The sequence below is a fragment of the Pseudomonas sp. GM79 genome (genome assembly GCF_000282495.1).
Taxonomy (GTDB): domain Bacteria; phylum Pseudomonadota; class Gammaproteobacteria; order Pseudomonadales; family Pseudomonadaceae; genus Aquipseudomonas.
On the sequence record NZ_AKJE01000076.1, the window covers coordinates 115,425 to 135,582 of the forward strand.

Consider the following 20,158-nt stretch of genomic DNA (forward strand, 5'->3'; position numbering starts at 1 on the left):
ATGATCATGACCGATTCAGTACGTGCAGACGCTCAGACACTGAGCACCACCGAAGAAGCCAGCGAGTTCGCCTCCCTGCTGCTGCAAGAATTCAAACCCAAGACCGATCGCGCTCGCGAAGCCGTCGAGACCGCTGTGCGCACCTTGGCCGAACAGGCCCTGGCGCAGACCGACCTGGTGTCCAACGACGCCATCAAGTCGATCGAATCAATCATCGCCGCCATCGACGCCAAGCTCACCGCCCAGGTCAACCAGGTCATCCACCACCCCGATTTCCAGCAACTGGAAAGCGCCTGGCGTGGCCTGCATTACCTGGTGAACAACACCGAGAGCGATGAGCAACTGAAGATTCGCGTGCTCAACATCTCCAAGACCGACCTGCACAAGACCTTGAAGAAATTCAAGGGCACCGCGTGGGACCAGAGCCCGATCTTCAAGAAGATGTACGAAGAAGAATACGGCCAGTTCGGCGGCGAACCTTACGGTTGCCTGGTGGGCGATTACTACTTCGACCAGTCGCCGCCGGACGTGGAACTGCTGGGCGAACTGTCGAAAGTCTGCGCCGCCATGCACTCGCCGTTCATCGCAGCCGCGTCGCCGACCGTGATGGGCATGGGCTCGTGGCAGGAACTGTCGAACCCGCGCGATCTGACCAAAATCTTCACCACCCCGGAATACGCCGGCTGGCGCTCGCTGCGCGAATCGGAAGACTCGCGCTACATCGGCCTGACCATGCCGCGCTTCCTTGCGCGTCTGCCGTATGGCGCCAAGACCGATCCGGTGGAGGCCTTCGCCTTCGAAGAAAACACCGACGGTGCCGACAGCTCCAAGTACACCTGGGCCAACGCCGCTTACGCAATGGCGGTGAACATCAACCGTTCGTTCAAACACTTCGGCTGGTGCTCGCGCATTCGTGGCGTGGAGTCTGGCGGTGAAGTGGAAAACCTGCCGGCGCACACCTTCCCGACTGACGATGGTGGCGTGGACATGAAATGCCCGACCGAAATCGCCATTTCGGACCGCCGCGAAGCGGAACTGGCGAAGAACGGTTTCATGCCGCTGCTGCACAAGAAAAACACCGACTTCGCCGCGTTCATCGGCGCCCAGTCGTTGCAGAAACCGGCCGAGTACGACGACCCGGATGCCACCGCCAACGCCAACCTGGCCGCGCGCCTGCCGTACCTGTTCGCCACCTGCCGTTTCGCTCATTACTTGAAGTGCATCGTGCGCGACAAGATCGGCTCCTTCAAAGAGAAGGACGAAATGCAGCGTTGGTTGCAGGACTGGATCCTCAACTACGTCGACGGTGACCCGGCGCACTCCACCGAAACCACCAAGGCCCAGCACCCATTGGCTGCGGCCGAAGTGATCGTCGAGGACGTGGAAGGCAACCCGGGGTACTACAACTCCAGGTTCTACCTGCGCCCGCACTATCAGCTCGAAGGTCTGACCGTGTCGCTGCGCCTGGTATCCAAGCTGCCTTCGGCCAAAGGCGCGTAACGATAATTCTGCAGGAAATGGCTTGCCCCTTGTGGGAGCGGGCTTGCTCGCGAAAGCGGTTGATCATCCAACACTGATGTCGACTGATCCGGCGCATTCGCGAGCAAGCCCGCTCCCACAGGTTCTGGTCTTGCCTGACATTCAAAGAGATTTCGCAAGGTCGGCGTTAACCAAACAATGTGGTAGAGACCACACAGGGAGAAAACATGGCTGTTGATATTTTCATCAAGATCGGCGACATCAAGGGCGAGTCCATGGACAAGGCCCACAAGGACGAAATCGACGTCTTGAACTGGAGCTGGGGCATGTCTCAGTCCGGCAACATGCACGTGGGCAGCGGTGGTGGTGCCGGCAAGGTGAACATCCAGGACCTGTCGCTGACCAAGTACGTCGACAAAGCCTCACCGAACCTGATGATGCACTGCGCCAGCGGCAAGCACATCGACAAGGTCAAGCTGACCGTGCGCAAGGCCGGCGGCGAAAGCCAGGTCGAGTACATGATCATCAACCTGGAAGAAGTGCTGGTCACGTCCCTGAGCACCGGCGGCTCGGGTAGCGATGATCGCCTGACCGAAAACCTCACCCTGAACTTCGCCAAGGTGCTGGTGGATTACCAGCCGCAAAAAGCCGATGGCACCAAGGAAGGCGGGCCGGTCAAGTTCGGCTGGAACATCCGCCAGAACGTCAAGGTGTAATCGAAGATGCCCCCGGTGTTATGCGCTGGGGGTGTTTTGGTGCTTGCTCGAATCCAATCCTTTCCTATCCGGTGTCTGAGTCATGGCCAAGCCTTCGTTTATTAATTTGTGGAGCAGCTATCCCACCGTCAAGGATCCATGCGACCAGCCCTGGGGCAACCAGTGCGCGATTCGTATGAGTGTCGCGTTGAATGGCGAGCTGACCATCAAGGTCAACAAGTCGACCTACACCGACCCAAAATGCAAGCATGACCATGCCCGTGGCGCCGAGTCTCTGGCGAACTGGCTGTGGCGGAATCATTTGGGGCGTCCGACCATTTTGAGTGGTAGCGCAGCCGATCGGCTGACACTCAGCCAGAAGACCGGAATCATCTTTTTCAAGGATTGCTTTAGCCGTGCAAACGAGCCTGAAAGCGAGCGCTCAGGTGACCACATCGATCTATGGAATCGTGGCCGAACCAAAGGCTTCTTTGACGGTGACTTCCTTTCCAGACAGGTCTGGTTCTGGGAGTTGACATGATAGGGCCAATGCTCCGAGCGACACTCCTGTGCGGCCTGCTGATCAGTTTGAATGCCTGCGCTGAAACCGATCCAGACCAACTCGACGCGCCCGCTCGCACTCAAGGAACGTTCGCCGGCCAGCTGCTTAAGCTAGTCGACCAGAACGGTCAGTGCGCCGTCCTCAAACCTGATCAGACTCATTTGGTACTGGGTATGGAATGGCCGTGCTATTTCAACCTGAACCCAAAGGGTGAATTGCGGGTAGAAATGTTCAGAGACGTCCCGATCTTCCTGGTCGAGCGGAGCGTCCCCGAACCATCGCCTAGTCGGGACTGCGATACAAAATCCCAAGCCGTACGCAAAATCAACGGCGTTCTGGAAGCCTCGTCGGTCAACCCCAGCGCCATGTGCGGGCTCGGCCAGCAAGACCAGAAAATGTTTACGGCACTATTCCGGTGGTAACCGAAATCGCCATCCGCGATCGCCTGCAACCGTCCCTGCTGGCCCGGTTGAACGCGCCGAGAACGGTTGGTGCTTGTTCCAATCCAATCCTTTCCTGCCCGGCGTCCGAGTCATGGCCACGTCGTCAGTCATCAATGAAAAAGCACCTGCTCACCATGTGCCTGGCGATGAATTTGATCAGCCTGAGCGCATGGGCCGAACATGCCGAGATGCCAACAACCCAGGCGGTTTTTGTTGGGCAGCAACTCCGACTGATTGACGACCAGGGACAATGCACGCTGGTCAAACCCGACCAGAGTCGCATGAAACTGGACATGGAATGGCCTTGCAGCTTCAGCCTGGATAAACAGCAGCAACTGCGAGTAGAGACTTTCAACGACATCCCGATATTTTCGGTCTGGCGCAGCGAGCACATGCCCGCGCCCAGCCGCGACTGTCTCAGCAAGATGCAGGCTATTCGTCAGATGCCCGAAGGCCTGGAGGCGGGAGCAGTTAACGCATTTGCGTCCTGCGGCTCAGGCGGGGACCAAAAAATGTATGTGGGGCCATTTACGTGGTAACCGAAATCGCCACCCGCGATCGTCTGCAACCGTCCCTGCTGGACCGGTTGACCGATGACGACCCGAGCAACCCCAAGGAAAGCGCCGACAAGCGCGTGCTCTCCCTGACCCAACTGAAAGCCTCGGTGCTGCGTGACCTGGCGTGGTTGCTCAACACCACTTCATTGCTCGGCGCCGATGCGACGTTGCACACCCCGGCTGGCACGTCCGTGGTCAACTTCGGGCTGCCGGCGCTAGCCGGCAACAGTGCGTCGAACGTCGATATCGCGGCGCTTGAAGCGCTGATCCACCAGGCCATCGCCACCTTCGAACCGCGAATTCTACGGAACACTTTGCGTGTGCGGGCCCGGGCATCCGCCGAGATGAACCACAACGCCCTGAGTTTCGAGATCGAAGGCGATCTCTGGGCGCAGCCAGTGCCGCTGCGCCTGATGCTGCAGACCGACCTGGACCTGGAATCCGGCCATGTGCGAGTGATCAACGCCGATCAGCGGAGACGCTCATGAACCCGCGCCTGCTGGAACTGTACAACCAGGAATTGCACCACGTGCGCGAAAGCGCGGCGGAGTTCGCCCAGGAATACCCGAAAATCGCCAGTCGGCTGACATTGTCCGGCATGGACTGCGCCGACCCGTACGTCGAGCGCTTGCTGGAAGGTTTTGCTTATCTGACGGCGCGGGTACAGCTTAAGCTCGATGCCGAATACCCGACCTTTACTCATAACCTGCTGGAAATCGCGTACCCCCATTACCTGGCGCCGACACCGTCGATGACCGTGGTGCAATTGCAGGCCGACCCCGATGAAGGCTCGCTGAGCAGTGGCTTCCCGCTGCCCCGGGACACGGTCCTGCGCGCCGCCCTGGGCCGCGAAACTCAAACCTGCTGCGAGTACCGCACCGCCCACGCGGTGACGTTGTGGCCGTTGCAGGTCAGCCAGGCCGAGTACTTCGGCAACCCGTCCGCCATGCTCGGGCGCTTGGCCGCCAGTGAACCCAAGGCCAAGGCCGGCCTGCGCCTGACCCTGCGTACCGGCGCCGAACTACCGTTCAACAGTCTGGCCCTGGACAACCTGCCGCTGTACCTCAACGGCGCAGACGAGCAGCCCTTCCGCCTCTATGAACAGCTGCTGGGCAATGTCTGCGCCGTGTTCGCCCGTCAGCCCGGCGGTGATTGGGTGGAGCGCCTGCCGCAGGACGCACTGCGCTCCCAGGGCTTCGACGATACCGACGCCGCGCTGCCAGTGGTCTCGCGGGCCTTCCAGGGCTATCGCCTGTTGCAGGAATACTTTGCCCTGCCCCACCGCTTTCTGTTTGTCGACTTCACCCAATTGAGCCGGGCGGTCAAACGTTGCGACGGCCAGGAACTGGAATTGATCGTGCTGTTCGACCGTCACGATCCGAGTCTGGAAGGCAGCGTCGGAGCCGCGCAGTTCCTGCCGTTCTGCACCCCGGCCATCAACTTGTTTCCCAAGCGCCTGGATCGCATTCACTTGTCGGAACGGGTCAATGAACACCATGTGATCGCCGACCGCACCCGACCGATGGATTTCGAGATTCATTCCCTGACCACCCTCACCGGCCACGGCACCGGGTCGGAGCAGCCTTTTTTGCCGTTCTATGCGGTGCGCGATCCGTCTCGCTACGGCCGCGACCAGGCCTGGTACACGGTGCGACGCGAACCTCGCGTGCTGTCCAGCGGCCAGCGGCGTAACGGCCCGCGCTCGACGTACATCGGCAGCGAAACCTTCGTCAGCCTGGTGGACAGCCAGCAGGCGCCTTATCGCCACGACTTGCGCCAACTGGGCGTAACAGCGTTGTGCACCAACCGCGACCTGCCGCTGTTCATGAGTGTGGGCAACAGCAAGACCGACTTCACCCTGGCCGACAGCGCACCTGTCGCGGCGGTGCGCTGCGTGGCAGGCCCGAGCCGCCCACGCGCCAGCCATGCCCACGACGCCAAGGCATGGCGGTTGATCAGCCAGCTGTCGCTGAATTACTTGTCCCTCAGCGAACAAGGCCAGGGCGCCGCCGCCCTGCGCGAACTGCTGCGCCTGTACGGCGACAGCAATGATGCGGCGTTGCAATTGCAGATCGAAGGCCTGCGCGAAGTCAGCAGCAAGGCCTGCACCCGACGCCTGCCGATGCCCGGCCCGATCGTGTTTGGTCGTGGCCTGGAGATCACCCTGGAATTCGATGAAAACGCGTTTCGCGGCACTGGAGTCTTCTTGCTCGGTGCAGTGTTCGAGCGCTTCCTGGCACGCTACGTGTCGATCAACAGTTTTACCGAGACGGTAATCCGTACCACCGAACGCGGCGAGATCATGCGATGGAAAGCCAAGCCAGGACGCCGTCCGACCCTGTGAGTACTCTGGACGCGATGCACCAGGAGCCCTGGGAATACGACTTCTTCCAGGCATTGCGGCGCATCGAGTGCGAATCGCCTGAACTGCCGCGCCTGGGCCATTCGTTGCGCCTGGCCGATGATCCGCTGCGTCTTGGGCAACAAGCCGATTGCACCTTCGCCCCGGCGACCCTGGCGTCGGTACAGCCGGGCGTCGACGGCTCTCCGGCGCGCCTGGAGCAGTTCTTTTTCGGCCTCGGCGGCCCCAACGGCCCATTGCCGCTGCACCTCACCGAGTATGTGCGCGAACGCCAGCGCAACAACGCCGACAGCACCAGCAAACGATTCCTGGATGTGTTCCACCATCGCCTGCTGAGCCTGTTTTACCGGGCCTGGGCTGAAGCGCGGCCGACGGTCAGCCATGATCGCCCGGACGACGACTACTGGTCGGCACGCCTGGCAGCACTGAGCGGCCGGGGCATGCCGAGCCTGCTCAAACAAGGGCTGATCCCCGATACGGCGAAGTTGCATTACAGCGGTCATCTGTCGGCACAAACCCGTTACCCGGACGGTTTGAAGGCCATTCTCAGCGAGTACTTCGGCCTGCCGGTGGAGATCGAAGAATACGTCGGCCAATGGCTGGAACTGCCGGAACGCAGCCGCGTGGGCGTCAGCGCCCATCGATTGGGCGTGGATTTTTGCCTGGGCCGTTACGTCTGGGATCGCCAGCACAAATTCCGCATTCGCCTGGGGCCACTCAAGCTGGATGACTACATGAGCATGCTGCCCGGTAGCCAACCCTTCAATGAGCTGGTGGCCTGGATGGCCGAATACCTGGGCCATGAATTGGACTGGGACCTGAACCTGGTTCTGAAACAGCCCGAAGTACCGGCGCTGCAACTCAATCGCCAGTTCCGCCTGGGTTTCAATACCTGGCTGGGCAAGCCCGAAAAAGATGCCAAGGACTTAATACTGGCCCGGCATTACGCCGAGCAGGCCAACACCTCACACACCTCAAGGAGCCAAGAGCATGGGTGAAATCAGTCGCGCCGCGTTGTTCGGCAAACTCAACAGCGTGGCCTACAAAGCCATCGAAGCCGCCACCGTGTTCTGCAAGTTGCGCGGTAACCCTTATGTGGAACTGGCCCACTGGTTTCATCAGTTGCTGCAATTGCAGGACTCGGACCTGCACCGCCTCATCCGCCAGTTCAATATCGAGCCGGCGCGCCTGGCCCGGGACCTGACCGACGCCCTGGACCGTTTGCCACGGGGCTCGACTTCAATCACTGACTTGTCCTCCCATGTGGAAGAAGCCGTGGAGCGTGGCTGGGTCTATGGCAGCCTGATGTTCGGCGAAAGCCAGGTGCGTACCGGTTACCTGGTGCTGGGCATCCTCAAGACGCCGAGCCTGCGCCATGGGCTACTGGGGCTGTCGGCAGAGTTTGACAAGATCAAGGCCGAGGCCCTGAGCGAGCGTTTTGATGAATACGTCGGTGACTCGCCGGAAAATGCGCTCAGCGCCAGCGATGGTTTCAACGCCGGTAGCGTGCCCGGTGAAGCCAGCGGCGCCATGGCCCCCAGCGCCATGGGCAAGCAGGAAGCGCTCAAGCGCTTTACCGTCGACCTCACCGAGCAGGCTCGCAGCGGCAAGCTTGATCCGATTGTCGGGCGTGACGAAGAAATCCGCCAACTGGTGGACATCCTCATGCGCCGTCGGCAGAACAACCCGATTCTGACCGGTGAAGCCGGCGTCGGTAAAACCGCCGTGGTCGAAGGCTTTGCCCTGCGCATCGTCGCCGGTGACGTGCCGCCGGCGCTCAAGGATGTGGAATTGCGCAGCCTCGACGTTGGCCTGTTGCAGGCCGGCGCAAGCATGAAAGGTGAATTCGAACAGCGCCTGCGCCAGGTCATTGAAGACGTCCAGGCCTCGCCAAAACCGATCATCCTGTTTATCGACGAAGCCCACACGCTGGTCGGTGCCGGTGGTGCCGCCGGCACCGGGGACGCAGCCAACCTGCTCAAACCCGCCTTGGCCCGAGGCACCCTGCGCACCGTGGCGGCCACGACCTGGGCCGAGTACAAGAAGCACATCGAAAAAGACCCGGCCCTGACCCGTCGCTTCCAGGTGGTGCAAGTCGCCGAGCCGTCCGAAGACAAGGCGTTGCTGATGATGCGCGGCGTGGCCTCGACCATGGAGAAACACCATAAGGTGCAGATCCTTGACGAAGCCCTGGAAGCCTCGGTCAAGCTGTCCCATCGCTACATCCCGGCGCGCCAGTTGCCGGACAAATCCGTGAGCCTGCTGGACACCGCTTGCGCCCGGGTCGCCATCAGCCTGCACGCCGTGCCGGCCGAAGTGGACGACAGCCGTCGTCGCATCGAGGCGCTGGAAACCGAACTGCAAATCATCGCCCGCGAGCACGCCATCGGCATCGTCATCGGCGCCCGCCAGAGCAACAGCGAAAACCTGCTGGCCGCCGAGCGCGAACGCCTGGCCGAACTCGAAAGCCGCTGGGCCGAAGAGAAAACCCTGGTGGACGAATTGCTCGCCACCCGCGCCACCCTGCGCGAAAGCGTCGGCGTGGTAGACCGCGACGTTGGCACTGAAGACAGCCACGTCCTGCGCGAGAAACTGGTGGACCTGCAACAGCGCCTCAGCGCCCTGCAAGGCGAAACCCCGCTGATTCTGCCGACGGTCGATTACCAGGCCGCGGCCTCGGTGGTCGCCGACTGGACGGGTATTCCGGTGGGTCGCATGGCCCGTAACGAACTGGAAACCGTGCTCAACCTCGACCAGCACCTGAAGAAACGCATCATCGGCCAGGACCATGCCCTGCAGATGATCGCCAAACGCATCCAGACCTCCCGCGCCGGCCTCGACAACCCGAGCAAGCCGATTGGCGTGTTCATGCTCGCCGGCACCTCCGGCGTGGGCAAGACCGAAACCGCCCTGGCGCTGGCCGAAGCCATGTATGGCGGCGAGCAGAACGTCATCACCATCAACATGAGTGAATTCCAGGAAGCCCACACCGTGTCCACCCTCAAGGGCGCGCCACCGGGCTACGTTGGTTATGGCGAAGGCGGCGTGCTGACCGAAGCCGTGCGGCGCAAACCCTACAGTGTGGTGCTGCTGGACGAGGTGGAAAAAGCCCATCCGGACGTGCACGAGATCTTCTTCCAGGTCTTCGACAAAGGCGTGATGGAGGACGGCGAAGGCCGGGTGATCGACTTCAAGAACACCTTGATCCTGCTGACCACCAACGCTGGCACCGAGTTGATTGCCCAGGTCTGCAAAGACCCGCAAAACGTGCCCGAGCCCGAAGAGATCGCCAAGGCCCTGCGCCAGCCGCTGCTGGAGATTTTCCCGCCGGCATTGCTGGGCCGCTTGGTGACCATTCCGTACTACCCGCTCAGCGACGAGATGCTCAAGGCCATTACCCGCCTGCAACTCAACCGCATCAAGAAGCGTGTGGAGAACACCCACAAAGTGGCCTTCGATTACGACGACGCGGTGATCGACCTGATCGTCTCCCGCTGCACCGAAACCGAAAGCGGTGGGCGGATGATCGACACCATCCTGACCAACAGTCTGTTGCCGGACATGAGCCGCGAGTTCCTCACCCGCATGCTCGAAGGCAAAGCGCTGGCAGGCGTGCGGATCAGCGCCCGGGATAACGAATTGCACTACGACTTCAGCGACGCGGCCTGACCGGCCTGGAACACGGTCAATGTGGGAGCGGGCTTGCTCGCGAAGGGGCCATGACATCCAGCATCAATGTTGAATGTCAGTCCGCCTTCGCGAGCAAGCCCGCTCCCACACTTGATCCGGTTCCGGCAGGGAGAAAGCGGCGCGGCGATTACAACGTTTACGGGATAACTGATGCTATTCAAGCAACTCTCACGCCTGGCAAAAATCACCAGCCCCCTGGGGCCGGATGTGCTGTTGCTCAAGGACATGGGCGGCGGCGAAGAGTTGGGGCGGCTGTTCAACTATGAGCTGCAACTGCATTCGCTGGACAATGCCATCGACCTCAACCAGTTGCTGGGCAAACCCATGTGCCTGAGCCTGCAACTGGACGGCGGTGGCCAGCGCTATTTCCATGGCATCGTTGCTCGTTGCAGCCAGAACGTCGACCAGGGCCAGTTCGCCAGCTACCAGGCCACGCTACGGCCTTGGCTTTGGCTGCTGACCCGCACCTCCGATTGCCGGATTTTCCAGAACCTGACCATCCCGCAGATCATCAAGCAGGTGTTTCGCGACCTGGGTTTTTCCGATTTCGAAGATGCCCTGAGCCGGCCCTATCGCGAGTGGGAATACTGCGTGCAGTATCGCGAAACCAGCTTTGATTTCGTTAGCCGCCTGATGGAGCAGGAAGGGATCTACTACTTCTTCCGCCATGAACAGGGTCGTCATGTGCTGGTGTTGGCCGATGCCTATGGCGCCCACACCAGCGTGCCCGGCTACGCTTCGGTGCCCTACTACCCCAAGAATGAACAGCAGCGCGAACGCGATCACATTCACGACTGGCGCCTGGCCCAGGAAGTCCAGCCAGGCTCGCTGGAACTCAACGACTATGACTTCCAGCGCCCCAGCGCGCGAATTGACGTGCGCTCGGCCATGCCTCGTCCGCACACCGCCGGCGACTATCCGCTGTACGACTATCCCGGCACCTATGTGCAAAGCGCAGACGGCGAACATTACGCCCGCACCCGCATCGAAGCCTTGCAGACGCTGCACGAACAGGTCGAGTTCGCCGGCAACGCCCGGGGCCTGGGGTCGGGACATTTGTTCAGCCTAACGGGCTTCAGCCGCCAGGACCAGAACCGCGAATACCTGATCGTCGGCGCCCGTTACTACGTCGCCCAGGAAAGCGGGGAAACCGGCGGCGCTGGCGCTTCGGCTCAGTTCGAAAGCAGCCTGACCTGCATCGACGCGCAACAAAGCTACCGTCCTCTGCCCAACACCCACCGGCCTATCGTCAAAGGCCCGCAGACCGCACTGGTGGTCGGCCCCAAGGGCGAGGAAATCTGGACCGACCAGTTCGGCCGAGTGAAGGTGCATTTCTATTGGGACCGACACGACCAGTCCAACGAAAACAGTTCGTGCTGGATTCGCGTGTCGCAATCCTGGGCCGGTAAAAACTGGGGCTCGATGCAGATCCCGCGGATCGGCCAGGAAGTGATCGTCAGCTTCCTCGAAGGCGACCCGGACCGGCCGATCATCACCGGCCGCGTCTACAACGCCGAACAAACCGTGCCTTACGACTTGCCGGAAAACGCCACCCAAAGCGGCATGAAAAGCCGTTCGAGCAAGGGCGGCACACCGGCGAACTTCAACGAAATCCGCATGGAAGACAAGAAAGGCGCCGAGCAGCTGTACATCCATGCCGAGCGCAATCAGGACATCGTGGTCGAGGTGGATGAAAGCCACTCGGTAGGTCACGACCGCAACAAGAGCATCGGGCATAACGAGACGGTGACCATCGGCAACAACCGCCTGCGTATCGTCAAACAGGAAGACATTCTTTCGGTGGGCCAGCGCAAGACCGACAGCATCAGCCAGAGCTATGTCATTGAAGTGGGCGAGAACCTGCGGCTGGTCTGTGGTGAAAGCATCCTGGAGCTCAATGCCAGCGGCCAGATCAACCTGACCGGCGTGCAAATCAGCTTCTATGCCAGCGGTGATGCCGAGTTCAACACCGGCGGCGTGCTGCACCTGAACAACGGCGGCGGCGCTGGCGCCACGCCTGACGGCCAGGGCGTCAAGGCCAGCATCGACGCCAACATCAACGCCGCGTTTCCCAAGCCCAAGGGCTAATCACGAGATCTGTGTTCCATGACTTACCGAATCAATGAATTCCAGTTCCAACTGCCGGCAGGCGAACTGCAAGACGCGTCGATCAACATCCTCAAGTTCCCTGAACTGGGCACTTCGCTGATTGTCAGCCGCAGCTTGCTGGCTGAGGGCGAAACCTTGCAAAGCAACTTCGACGACCAGCTCAAGCGTCTGGAAAAACAGGTGCAAGACTTGCGTTTTCAACCGGGCGTCGCCGTGCGTCTGGGCGCCAGCCAGGAAGTCGAAGGCATCGAGTTGCGCAGCCAGTTCAACAAGGGCAACGACAAAGTCTTCCAATACCAGTTGGCACTGGTGTTGCCCGGCACCCGCAAAATGCTTGCCCTGAGCTACGTGAAAGCCGAGAAACTTGGCGATGCCGAAGCCGCGCATTGGGCGACCATCAAGAGTTCGCTGTTGTTCGACGTTCCGGCCTGATGAGCACCCTGCATGTCTGATGCACTCTGGGCCGCCCGACTGGGCGACGCGCTCGATCACACCTCGATGATGGCCGACATCCTCGGCGGCGTGCTGGAAGTGGCAGCCAACATCGCAATCACCGCGCTGGCCACTGCCGCCGTGGTGGCGGCCACCGGCATCACGGTCGTCACTGGCGGGTTGGGGTGCTTCGTGCTCGGCCTGGTGGTGGGCACGATCGTCGGCCTTGCCATGAGCAAGACCGGAGCCGATAAGGGCCTGAGCAATTTGTGCGAGAGCTTCAGCAACGCGCTGTTTCCGCCCACGGTGCAGGCGAACATTCTCACCGGCTCCACCAACACTCTCACCAACAACATTCCCGCCGCTCGCGCCGCCGGGGCGATCCCGTCCCATGTCGCGCCGGCCGGTACCGAACTGGAGGCGCCCGAGCCGGAAGCCGAGCCCAGCTATCTGGACATGGCCGAGAGCTTCTTCTCCCAGATGTGGCGCCCCACCGTCGCCACCCCCGCGCCCGGCGCGGTGCCCAAGCCGCTGGACCTGCTCGTCTGCATGAAGCATCCGCCAATGCCGCCGCAGTTTATGGCCGAGGGCTCGGACAAAGTCACCATCAACGGCCAGCCCGCCGTGCGCAGCGGCGACCGCAGTACCTGCGACGCCAAGGTGGTGTCGTCCGGGCTGATTTCCTCCAACGTGACCATTGGCGGCGGCTCGGTGGTGGTGCGCGAGATCCGCAGCGGCAAAACTCCGGGCGTGGGGCTGGCAGTCACGGCGTTGCTGATGCTCAAGGGCGGCAAGGGCAAGTTCTTCAGCAAATTGCCGTGCATGCTGATCGGTGGCGCGACCTCGATGGCCGTCAGCAGCGCGATGGGCGCCATGGCCAACGCCGCCATGGGTTCGTCGAACCCGGTGCACGCGGCGACCGGGGCCAAGGTGCTGGGTGGCGATGAAGAGCTGGATTTCGTGTTGCCCGGCATCTTGCCGATGGATTGGCAGCGCTTCTACAACAGCCGTGACGAGCGTCGTGATGGGTTGTTTGGGGCGGGTTGGAGTGTGTCCTATGAGGTGCGGGTTGAAATCCTGCCTCACCCGGAGGGCGGTGAAACACTGGTCTACACCGATGAACAGGGTCGGCGCATCGACATGGGCTCGATTCCTCTGGGCGGCGCGGTGTTCAGTGCGGGGGAAGGGCTGAGTGTTCGGCGCCATCTTAATGGGCAGTTGTTGATTGAAAGCGATGACGGCATGTATCGCTTGTTCGATCCGGCACCGGGGAATACAGCGCTGCTGCGATTGAGTCAGCTCGGCGACCGCAACGACAACCGCATCTACCTCGACTATGACGAAACCGGACGCTTGGTGCGACTGCGGGACACCTTCGATCTGGTGCAGGTCGAGCTGATTCGCGAACGCAATCGCGTGGCTCGAGTTGAACGCCTGTACCCCGACCAGCACCGCGAAGTACTCGCCAGCTATGGCTACGACGCAGCGGGCGATCTGGCCGAAGTGCGCGACGCCACCGACCAGGTACAACGGCGCTTCAGCTACGACGCCGGACGGCGAATGGTCGAGCACCAGTTGCCCACCGGGCTGCGTTGCTTCTACGAATGGGCGCTGATTGAAGACCTGGAATGGCGCGTGGTCCGGCACTGGACCGATGAAGGCGATGCCTACCAGTTCGACTATGACCTCGCCGCCGGTGTCACGCGCATCACCGATAGCTTGCAGCGTGTCAGTACGCGGCGCTGGAACAGCCAGCACCAGATCACCGAATACACCGACAACCTCGGCCAGACCTGGCAGTTCGAATGGAACGACGAGCGCCAGTTGCTCAGCGCTACCGACCCACAGGGCGGTCAGTATCAATACAGCTACGACGACGCCGGTAACCTGATCGGCGAAACCGACCCGCTGGGCCGCAGCGAATCGACCCTATGGCTTGAACTCTGGGCCCTGCCGCTGGTGGACACCGACGCCGCCGGCAACAGCTGGCGGTACCGCTACGATCAGCGCGGCAACTGCATCGCCGAAACCGATCCGCTGGGCCACATCACCCGCTACCGCTACGACACCCACGGCCAGGTCGTCGAGATCATCGACGCCACTGGCAAAAGCAAGAAACTGCGCTGGAGCCCGTTCGGCCAACTGGTCGAGCACATCGATTGCTCGGGTTATCCGACGCGGTTCAACTACGACCACCGGGGCTATCTGCAAACCATCACCGATGCCCTCGGCGAACGCACCCAATTCAGCTATGACGCCCAAGGGCGGTTGCTCAGCAGCCAATTGCCGGACGGCCGCACCGAGCAGTACCAGCGCGACGTCAGCGGACAGTTGACCGGTTATACCGACCCGGCCGGGCACACCACGCTCTATCAACACAACCGTCGCGGCCAGGTGCGCCAGCGCACCGACGCCCATGGCCGGCAGGTGCAGTTCGGGTATGACAGCTACGGACGGCTGCAAGCGCTGACCAATGAGAACGGTGAAAGTTATCGGTTTGCCTGGGATGCCGGCGATCGGCTGACCGAACAACAGGATCTGGATGGCAGCGCCAAGCGCTACACCTATGACCTGCTGGATAACGTCGCGGCGGTCACGGCTGTTCCGGCGTCTTACGGCAATGGCTTGGCCATCGTCCCCGAGACGCCTCTGGCCCCTATCGTTCATCGACTGAAACGCGACGCTGTCGGCCGGCTGATTGCCAAAGTCACCGACGATGGCCGCACCGACTACACCTATGATCCGCTGGACCAGCTCACCGCCGTCACCTTCACCGACCACCACGGCAACGCACAAACCCTGAGCTTCGCCTACGATGCCCTCGGCCAATTGCTCGAAGAACAAAGCGCGGCCGGCAGCCTGCACTACCACTACGACGAACTCGGCAACCTGATCCAGACCCAACTGCCCGACGGCCGCTGGCTCAATCGCCTGTACTACGGCAGCGGCCACCTGCACCAGATCAACCTCGACGGCCAGGTCATCAGCGACTTCGAACGTGATCGCCTGCACCGCGAAGTGCTGCGCACCCAAGGCCAGATCAGCACCCGCAGCGAATACGACCGCAGCGGACGCTTACGCGCACGCCAACGCCGACACAGCAGCCAGCCCTCGCTGATGCCGGCCGCCGTGCAGAAACATTTCGAGTACGACCCCGCCGACAACCTGATCGGCAAACTCGACCAACAACCCGCCGCGCAACACCGCCAACTGCTGCACTACGACGCCACCGGCCGCATCATCGCCAGCCAGGACAGCCTGCACGGCCAGCGCGAAACCTTCGCCTACGACGCTGCCGCCAACCTGCTGGACGGCCCGCAACCCGGCGCCGGGCTGGTGGTGCACAACAAACTGCTGACCTATCAGGACAAGCGTTACCGCTACGATGCCTTTGGCCGGATGATCGAAAAACGCAGCGCTAAACGGGGCCTGCAGCGCTTCGGTTACGACGCCGAAAGCCGGTTGATTGAAGTGCGCAATGACAACGGCAGCGTGCTCAGGATGACCTACGACCCGCTGGGCCGACGCATCGAAAAAACCGGGCACGACAGCAACGGTTATCCACTGGGAGAAACCCGCTTCACCTGGGACGGCCTGCGCCTGTTGCAGGAACATCGCCATCAACAGACCAGCCTCTACCTCTACGAAGACGAAGGTTACGAACCCCTGGCCCGGGTTGACGGGACAGGCCCGCTGCAAAAAATCCGCTACTACCACAACGACCTCAACGGCCTGCCGGAACAGCTCACCGAAGCGGACGGCCACAACGTCTGGCAGGCGACTTATCGGGTGTGGGGCAACACGTTAGAAGAGGTGCGTGAGCCGTACTACATTGAAGAGCAGAACCTGCGGTTTCAGGGGCAGTACCTGGACCGGGAAACGGGGCTGCATTTCAATACGTTCAGGTTTTATGATCCGGATGTAGGGCGGTTTACGACGCCGGATCCGATTGGGTTGGATGGGGAACTCAACCTATACCAATACGCGCCGAATCCGATTGCCTGGGTGGATCCATGGGGATGGAAATGTTGGGGTACTGCAAGGAAAGGTCACTGGAAAAAAGCGGCAAGTAAAGCTCCACCAGGCAAGTATTCCGCCAAAAACCTGGCGCGAATGGCGGCAGGTAAAGCGCCGAGAATGAGGGTCGAGGTCCGCTACCGTAACAGTGCAAGGAACCGACGGCTTGGGCGTGTCGGCAAGACAGCTCGAATAGATGTGTCGATGGAACTGAACCACCAGTACATTCCCCAGCGCGCCGGATCGAAAGTCGCTCACGAGGATTGGAACCTGACCAAAGCAACACCTTGGGGGCATGAGTCAATGGACAAGTACCGCCATACGGGATGGGACTTGGTAAAAGTTATAAAAACCACCGGACAATGGTAAAGCAGGCTTTACAGGAGAAGACATGAGCGGGTTGACGGATTTTCACGTGTTCTGGGGCGCTGCGATGGAGATTGCAGAAAAGCAATCCGCGTCGATGGAAGCCGAAGGTGCAGAAGATTTTGCAAGGGGCCTTTACAACGAATACGTCGAGCAAGGCGCCCCAAAAAATAAAAAGAAATGGCTAACTGAACGTCTAGCAAATGAGTTCCTGTGTTTGAATGAAAAACCTGTATGGGTGGGCGAACCAGCCTGGTTGTATCATCAGGGCCAACCCATGGTCTTCTTACATCAATTTTTAGTCTCACCCTCAGCACAGCATATAAAAGAAAAAATTTCACTTGGCGACACCATATACGTGTTTGGCTCAAAACATATTCTTAAAAGATCGCCAGAGGATAGTTGGACAGTCATTTATCGAACGGCCGTCCAAACCTTGGAAGGAGAGACTGCAGTGGAAATCCTAGAGTAGGCTGTTAGAAATCTGACGCCCTTATAGCGGTCAAGTATCAAGCAGGACGTCTACCATAAATACAGAACTATCATATGAAAAACTTAGCAGATGAAACCCCCACGCTGGCAGACAAGATAATGGCCATCATGGCCTCGGGCAATGAGCTCGATGAGCAAAACAGAAAAGATGAAGCTCGGACCCTGTACCAAAAGGCTTGGGACTTGCTTCCTGAGCCAAAACTTGAATGGACACCTTTGTCGTCATGGGTCACAGGTTCTTTTTTCAACCTGCACTTCGACAACGGTGACTTCGAGACCGCTAAAGATTGGGCGCAAAAGACCCTGGATGGCCGAGAGTCAGATATCGATACAGGTCCGTTGATCAACTTGGGAATGGTCTACTTTGAACTGAAAGATTATTCACAGGCTTATAAATACTTTGATGATGCATATAGCTTCGGTAAGGCACGAGCCTTTCAGGAAAGACCAAAAAAATATCTGAAGTTCTGTTTAGAGAAAAAATCCTGACCAAACCCAAGGGCTCTAGGGCTGAGGCGTCAAAGAATCGAACAGGATCCGATCAAGGTTTACTGATGAAAAATAACGCTCAAACTGTGGACCTATTAATCTCCCACAGTCAAATTCAATTCCGCTCACGGCCTTTCGACGAAACCTCAAGCCAATGGGGCAAGATTAACCTGGAGCAGGGTGCGGTCCTCCATAGCGACTATGTTGTGTTTGACCCTCTACCCGAAGATGCTTTCGGTGCAAACGTACACCTGAAACTGGAAGACAGCTTCAACCTCGACCCCAGCGCCCAGCGCTGCATCGTGGTGCCGTTTCGTGTCACGGATCCCAGTCATGTGGAAATTGCATCCGCTGCTGAAAAATTCAAGGTCGAGCTTGATCTAGAGAAACGCGACTATGCGTTGTACTTCGAGGTTTGCGAGGGTGAAGAGATTTTTTACAAAATCACTCTGGTCCCATCGGACAGCAAAGCACCAGTGAAGTACCTGTTGGACGATCCTTGGGGCGGAGAAAAAGACAAGGTACTGGTAGAGGGACTTCGTTAGAAATTCATCTCTGCGTCCAACAAAAAATGGGCACCCGATTCAATCGGTGTGCCCATTTTTCAATACGGTTCTCCCCGTTTTTCAGGGAGTTCGCCGCAATTATGGATTAACGCTGTCTTTCAACGACTTGCCTGGCTTGAACGCAACAGTGTTGCTGGCCTTGATTTTGACTGGCTCACCGGTCTGCGGGTTTTTGCCCGTACGGGCACCGCGATGGCGTTGCAGGAAGGTGCCGAAGCCCACCAGCGTGACGCTGTCTTTGCGGTGCAGAGCGCCGGTGATTTCTTCGAGAACGGCGTTGAGAACGCGGTTGGCCTGTTCTTTGGTGAGGTCTGCTTTTTCCGCAATTGCAGCGGCGAGTTCTGGTTTACGCATTAGTGAAGCCCCTTTGACGGTTTTTTGTTGTTATGTCCGTGCTGTTCTCGTTGGAACAGCGCCTAAGGCGCCGCAGGTGCTCTACTCTGCGGCAGACGGGAGTGAGGATGGCACGCGCTTTAGAGCGGCGCCAGTCTCCCCGCGACCTTTGTGGGGGCAAAAGCGGGGTGATTCCGACAGAACGACCGCTATTTACGCCAGCAAGGCGGGAAGCTCTTTGTTCAGGGCGAGTTTTTCCATCACCGCCGCGCCTGTCAGGGCATAGCCCAGCAATTTGCCGGCGCTGTCGCGGCATAGCACCTTGATGTCCGCGCCCTGCCCTTCGACCGTCCAGACGCCTTCCGCGCCCCGTGGTGGCGGCGAAACCACCAATGGGCAGACCGGCGTTTTCACGGTGATCGGCATCGGGCCATAACTCACCGCTGTAGGGTTTCCGGCGAGGGTCTGGGCCAGCGCTCTCGCACAACTCATGAGGGGCATGACGTACAACAGATTCAGCCCATCGACCTCGGCGCAGTCGCCCAGGGCGTAAATGTTGGCGTGAGAGGTTTTCAGGTGACGGTCGACCACCACGCCGCGATTGACCTGCACCCCGGCAGCGGCCGCCAGGTCAATGCGCGGACGCAGACCGATGGCTGAGACCACCACATCGCAAGGGATGACCTGGCCGTCGGACAGGTGCGCCTCAAGGCCGTCCGCCACTCGCTGCAAGCGATTGAGCACCGGCCCGAGGTGGAAGCGCGCGCCCAGGCTTTCCAGGCCGGCCTGGACCGCAGCGGCCGCCGCCGGGTGCAGCAAGGTCGGCATGACCTGTTCGCACGGTGCAACCAGTTGCACCTCGTAACCACCGAGAATCAGGTCGTTGGCGAATTCGCAGCCGATCAAACCGGCGCCTAGCAGCAATACCCGATGTTTGCCGGCCGCGGCCGTGCGAAAGCGTGCGTAGTCTTCAAGATCGTTGATCGGAAAAACGGCGTTAGCGGCATCGCCTTCGATCGGCACCCGCACGGTTTCCGCGCCCCAGGCCAGGATCAGGTCGCGGTAGATCACCGCCTCTTCACCAATCCACAGGCGCTTGTGGCCTGGATCGATACCGCTGATGCGCGTATGGGTGCGCACTTCGGCCTTCAATTGTTCGGCCATGGCGCCCGGTTCGGCCATGCTCAGGCCGTCGGCGTCTTTATTCTTGCCGAAGCCGGTGGAGAGCATCGGCTTGGAGTAGGAGCGTCCGTCATCTGCGGTAATCAGCAGCAGCGGGGTTTCGCCATCGAGTTTGCGAAACTCCCGGGCCAGGTTGTAGCCAGCCAGCCCAGTGCCGACGATCACGACAGGTGCGTTCATTCCTTGCTCCTTGCTTGTCTTAGTTGATTTCAATCATTTCGAAATCCATCTTGCCCACGCCGCAATCCGGGCACAGCCAGTCTTCCGGCACGTCCTGCCACGGTGTGCCCGCCGCAATACCGTCGTCCGGCCAGCCCTCGGCTTCGTTATAGATCAGGCCGCAGACCACACATTGCCACTTTTTCATTCAGGTACTTCCTCAGG

The 20,158-nt window shown here is 60.2% G+C and carries 18 protein-coding genes; 15 read left to right on the forward strand and 3 right to left on the reverse strand.

Going from position 1 to position 20,158, the window contains the following annotated elements; translation table 11 throughout:
• Positions 1-6 precede the first annotated feature (6 nt).
• The 15 genes from tssC (at position 7) to comJ (ending at position 18,238) form a co-directional block, all read left to right on the forward strand.
• Positions 7-1,500, forward strand: coding sequence for a type VI secretion system contractile sheath large subunit (gene tssC / locus PMI36_RS09885; protein ID WP_008073493.1), 1,494 nt, complete (start codon positions 7-9; stop codon positions 1,498-1,500).
• A 206-nt stretch (positions 1,501-1,706) separates the two neighbouring features.
• On the forward strand, positions 1,707-2,195 hold the full coding sequence (locus tag PMI36_RS09880; protein ID WP_007894494.1) for an Hcp family type VI secretion system effector: 489 nt from the start codon (positions 1,707-1,709) through the stop codon (positions 2,193-2,195).
• A gap of 82 nt (positions 2,196-2,277) precedes the next feature.
• The gene (locus tag PMI36_RS09875; RefSeq protein ID WP_008073495.1) at positions 2,278-2,715 is read left to right on the forward strand and encodes a type VI secretion system amidase effector protein Tae4; all 438 of its coding nucleotides are present in this window, start codon (positions 2,278-2,280) and stop codon (positions 2,713-2,715) included.
• A gap of 8 nt (positions 2,716-2,723) precedes the next feature.
• The gene (locus PMI36_RS09870; protein ID WP_177319496.1) at positions 2,724-3,158 is read left to right on the forward strand and encodes a hypothetical protein; all 435 of its coding nucleotides are present in this window, start codon (positions 2,724-2,726) and stop codon (positions 3,156-3,158) included.
• Positions 3,152-3,718 carry a hypothetical protein gene (locus tag PMI36_RS09865; RefSeq protein WP_238543583.1) on the forward strand — a complete coding sequence of 189 codons (567 nt, stop codon included), beginning with the start codon at positions 3,152-3,154 and terminating at the stop codon, positions 3,716-3,718. The genes PMI36_RS09870 and PMI36_RS09865 overlap by 7 nt, the downstream gene beginning before the upstream one ends.
• Entirely contained in the window at positions 3,712-4,224 is a 513-nt protein-coding gene (tssE, locus tag PMI36_RS09860) for a type VI secretion system baseplate subunit TssE (protein ID WP_008007710.1), read from the forward strand. The genes PMI36_RS09865 and tssE overlap by 7 nt, the downstream gene beginning before the upstream one ends.
• Complete coding sequence (tssF, locus tag PMI36_RS09855) at positions 4,221-6,080, forward strand: type VI secretion system baseplate subunit TssF (RefSeq protein ID WP_008007711.1); 1,860 nt, start codon at positions 4,221-4,223, stop codon at positions 6,078-6,080. The genes tssE and tssF overlap by 4 nt, the downstream gene beginning before the upstream one ends.
• Positions 6,044-7,096: a type VI secretion system baseplate subunit TssG gene (gene tssG, locus PMI36_RS09850; RefSeq protein WP_008073499.1), complete on the forward strand. Its 1,053-nt coding sequence runs from the start codon at positions 6,044-6,046 to the stop codon at positions 7,094-7,096. The genes tssF and tssG overlap by 37 nt, the downstream gene beginning before the upstream one ends.
• Complete coding sequence (tssH, locus tag PMI36_RS09845) at positions 7,089-9,767, forward strand: type VI secretion system ATPase TssH (protein ID WP_008073500.1); 2,679 nt, start codon at positions 7,089-7,091, stop codon at positions 9,765-9,767. Before tssG ends, tssH begins: the two co-directional genes overlap by 8 nt.
• A gap of 171 nt (positions 9,768-9,938) precedes the next feature.
• Entirely contained in the window at positions 9,939-11,876 is a 1,938-nt protein-coding gene (locus tag PMI36_RS09840; RefSeq protein WP_008073502.1) for a type VI secretion system Vgr family protein, read from the forward strand.
• An 18-nt stretch (positions 11,877-11,894) separates the two neighbouring features.
• Entirely contained in the window at positions 11,895-12,329 is a 435-nt protein-coding gene (locus tag PMI36_RS09835) for a DcrB-related protein (protein WP_008007718.1), read from the forward strand.
• 12 nt (positions 12,330-12,341) lie between these two features.
• Positions 12,342-16,715 (forward strand): RHS repeat-associated core domain-containing protein, encoded by a 4,374-nt coding sequence (locus PMI36_RS09830; protein WP_008073504.1) that lies wholly within the window; start codon positions 12,342-12,344, stop codon positions 16,713-16,715.
• Between the two features lie 22 nt (positions 16,716-16,737).
• On the forward strand, positions 16,738-17,184 hold the full coding sequence (locus PMI36_RS09825; protein WP_008073505.1) for a hypothetical protein: 447 nt from the start codon (positions 16,738-16,740) through the stop codon (positions 17,182-17,184).
• A 74-nt stretch (positions 17,185-17,258) separates the two neighbouring features.
• Positions 17,259-17,693 (forward strand): tetratricopeptide repeat protein, encoded by a 435-nt coding sequence (locus PMI36_RS09820; protein ID WP_008073506.1) that lies wholly within the window; start codon positions 17,259-17,261, stop codon positions 17,691-17,693.
• Positions 17,694-17,758: 65 nt separating this feature from the next.
• Positions 17,759-18,238, forward strand: a complete 480-nt coding sequence (gene comJ / locus PMI36_RS09815) for a competence protein ComJ (RefSeq protein ID WP_008073507.1) — start codon at positions 17,759-17,761, stop codon at positions 18,236-18,238.
• Between the two features lie 99 nt (positions 18,239-18,337).
• Here comJ and PMI36_RS09810 read toward each other — a convergent pair whose 3' ends face one another.
• From PMI36_RS09810 to PMI36_RS09800, 3 genes are all read right to left on the reverse strand, one after another.
• Positions 18,338-18,613: an HU family DNA-binding protein gene (locus PMI36_RS09810; RefSeq protein ID WP_003213368.1), complete on the reverse strand. Its 276-nt coding sequence runs from the start codon at positions 18,611-18,613 to the stop codon at positions 18,338-18,340.
• Between the two features lie 192 nt (positions 18,614-18,805).
• Positions 18,806-19,954: an NAD(P)/FAD-dependent oxidoreductase gene (locus PMI36_RS09805; RefSeq protein WP_008073508.1), complete on the reverse strand. Its 1,149-nt coding sequence runs from the start codon at positions 19,952-19,954 to the stop codon at positions 18,806-18,808.
• A 19-nt stretch (positions 19,955-19,973) separates the two neighbouring features.
• On the reverse strand, positions 19,974-20,141 hold the full coding sequence (locus PMI36_RS09800) for a rubredoxin (protein WP_007896465.1): 168 nt from the start codon (positions 20,139-20,141) through the stop codon (positions 19,974-19,976).
• Positions 20,142-20,158 lie beyond the last annotated feature (17 nt).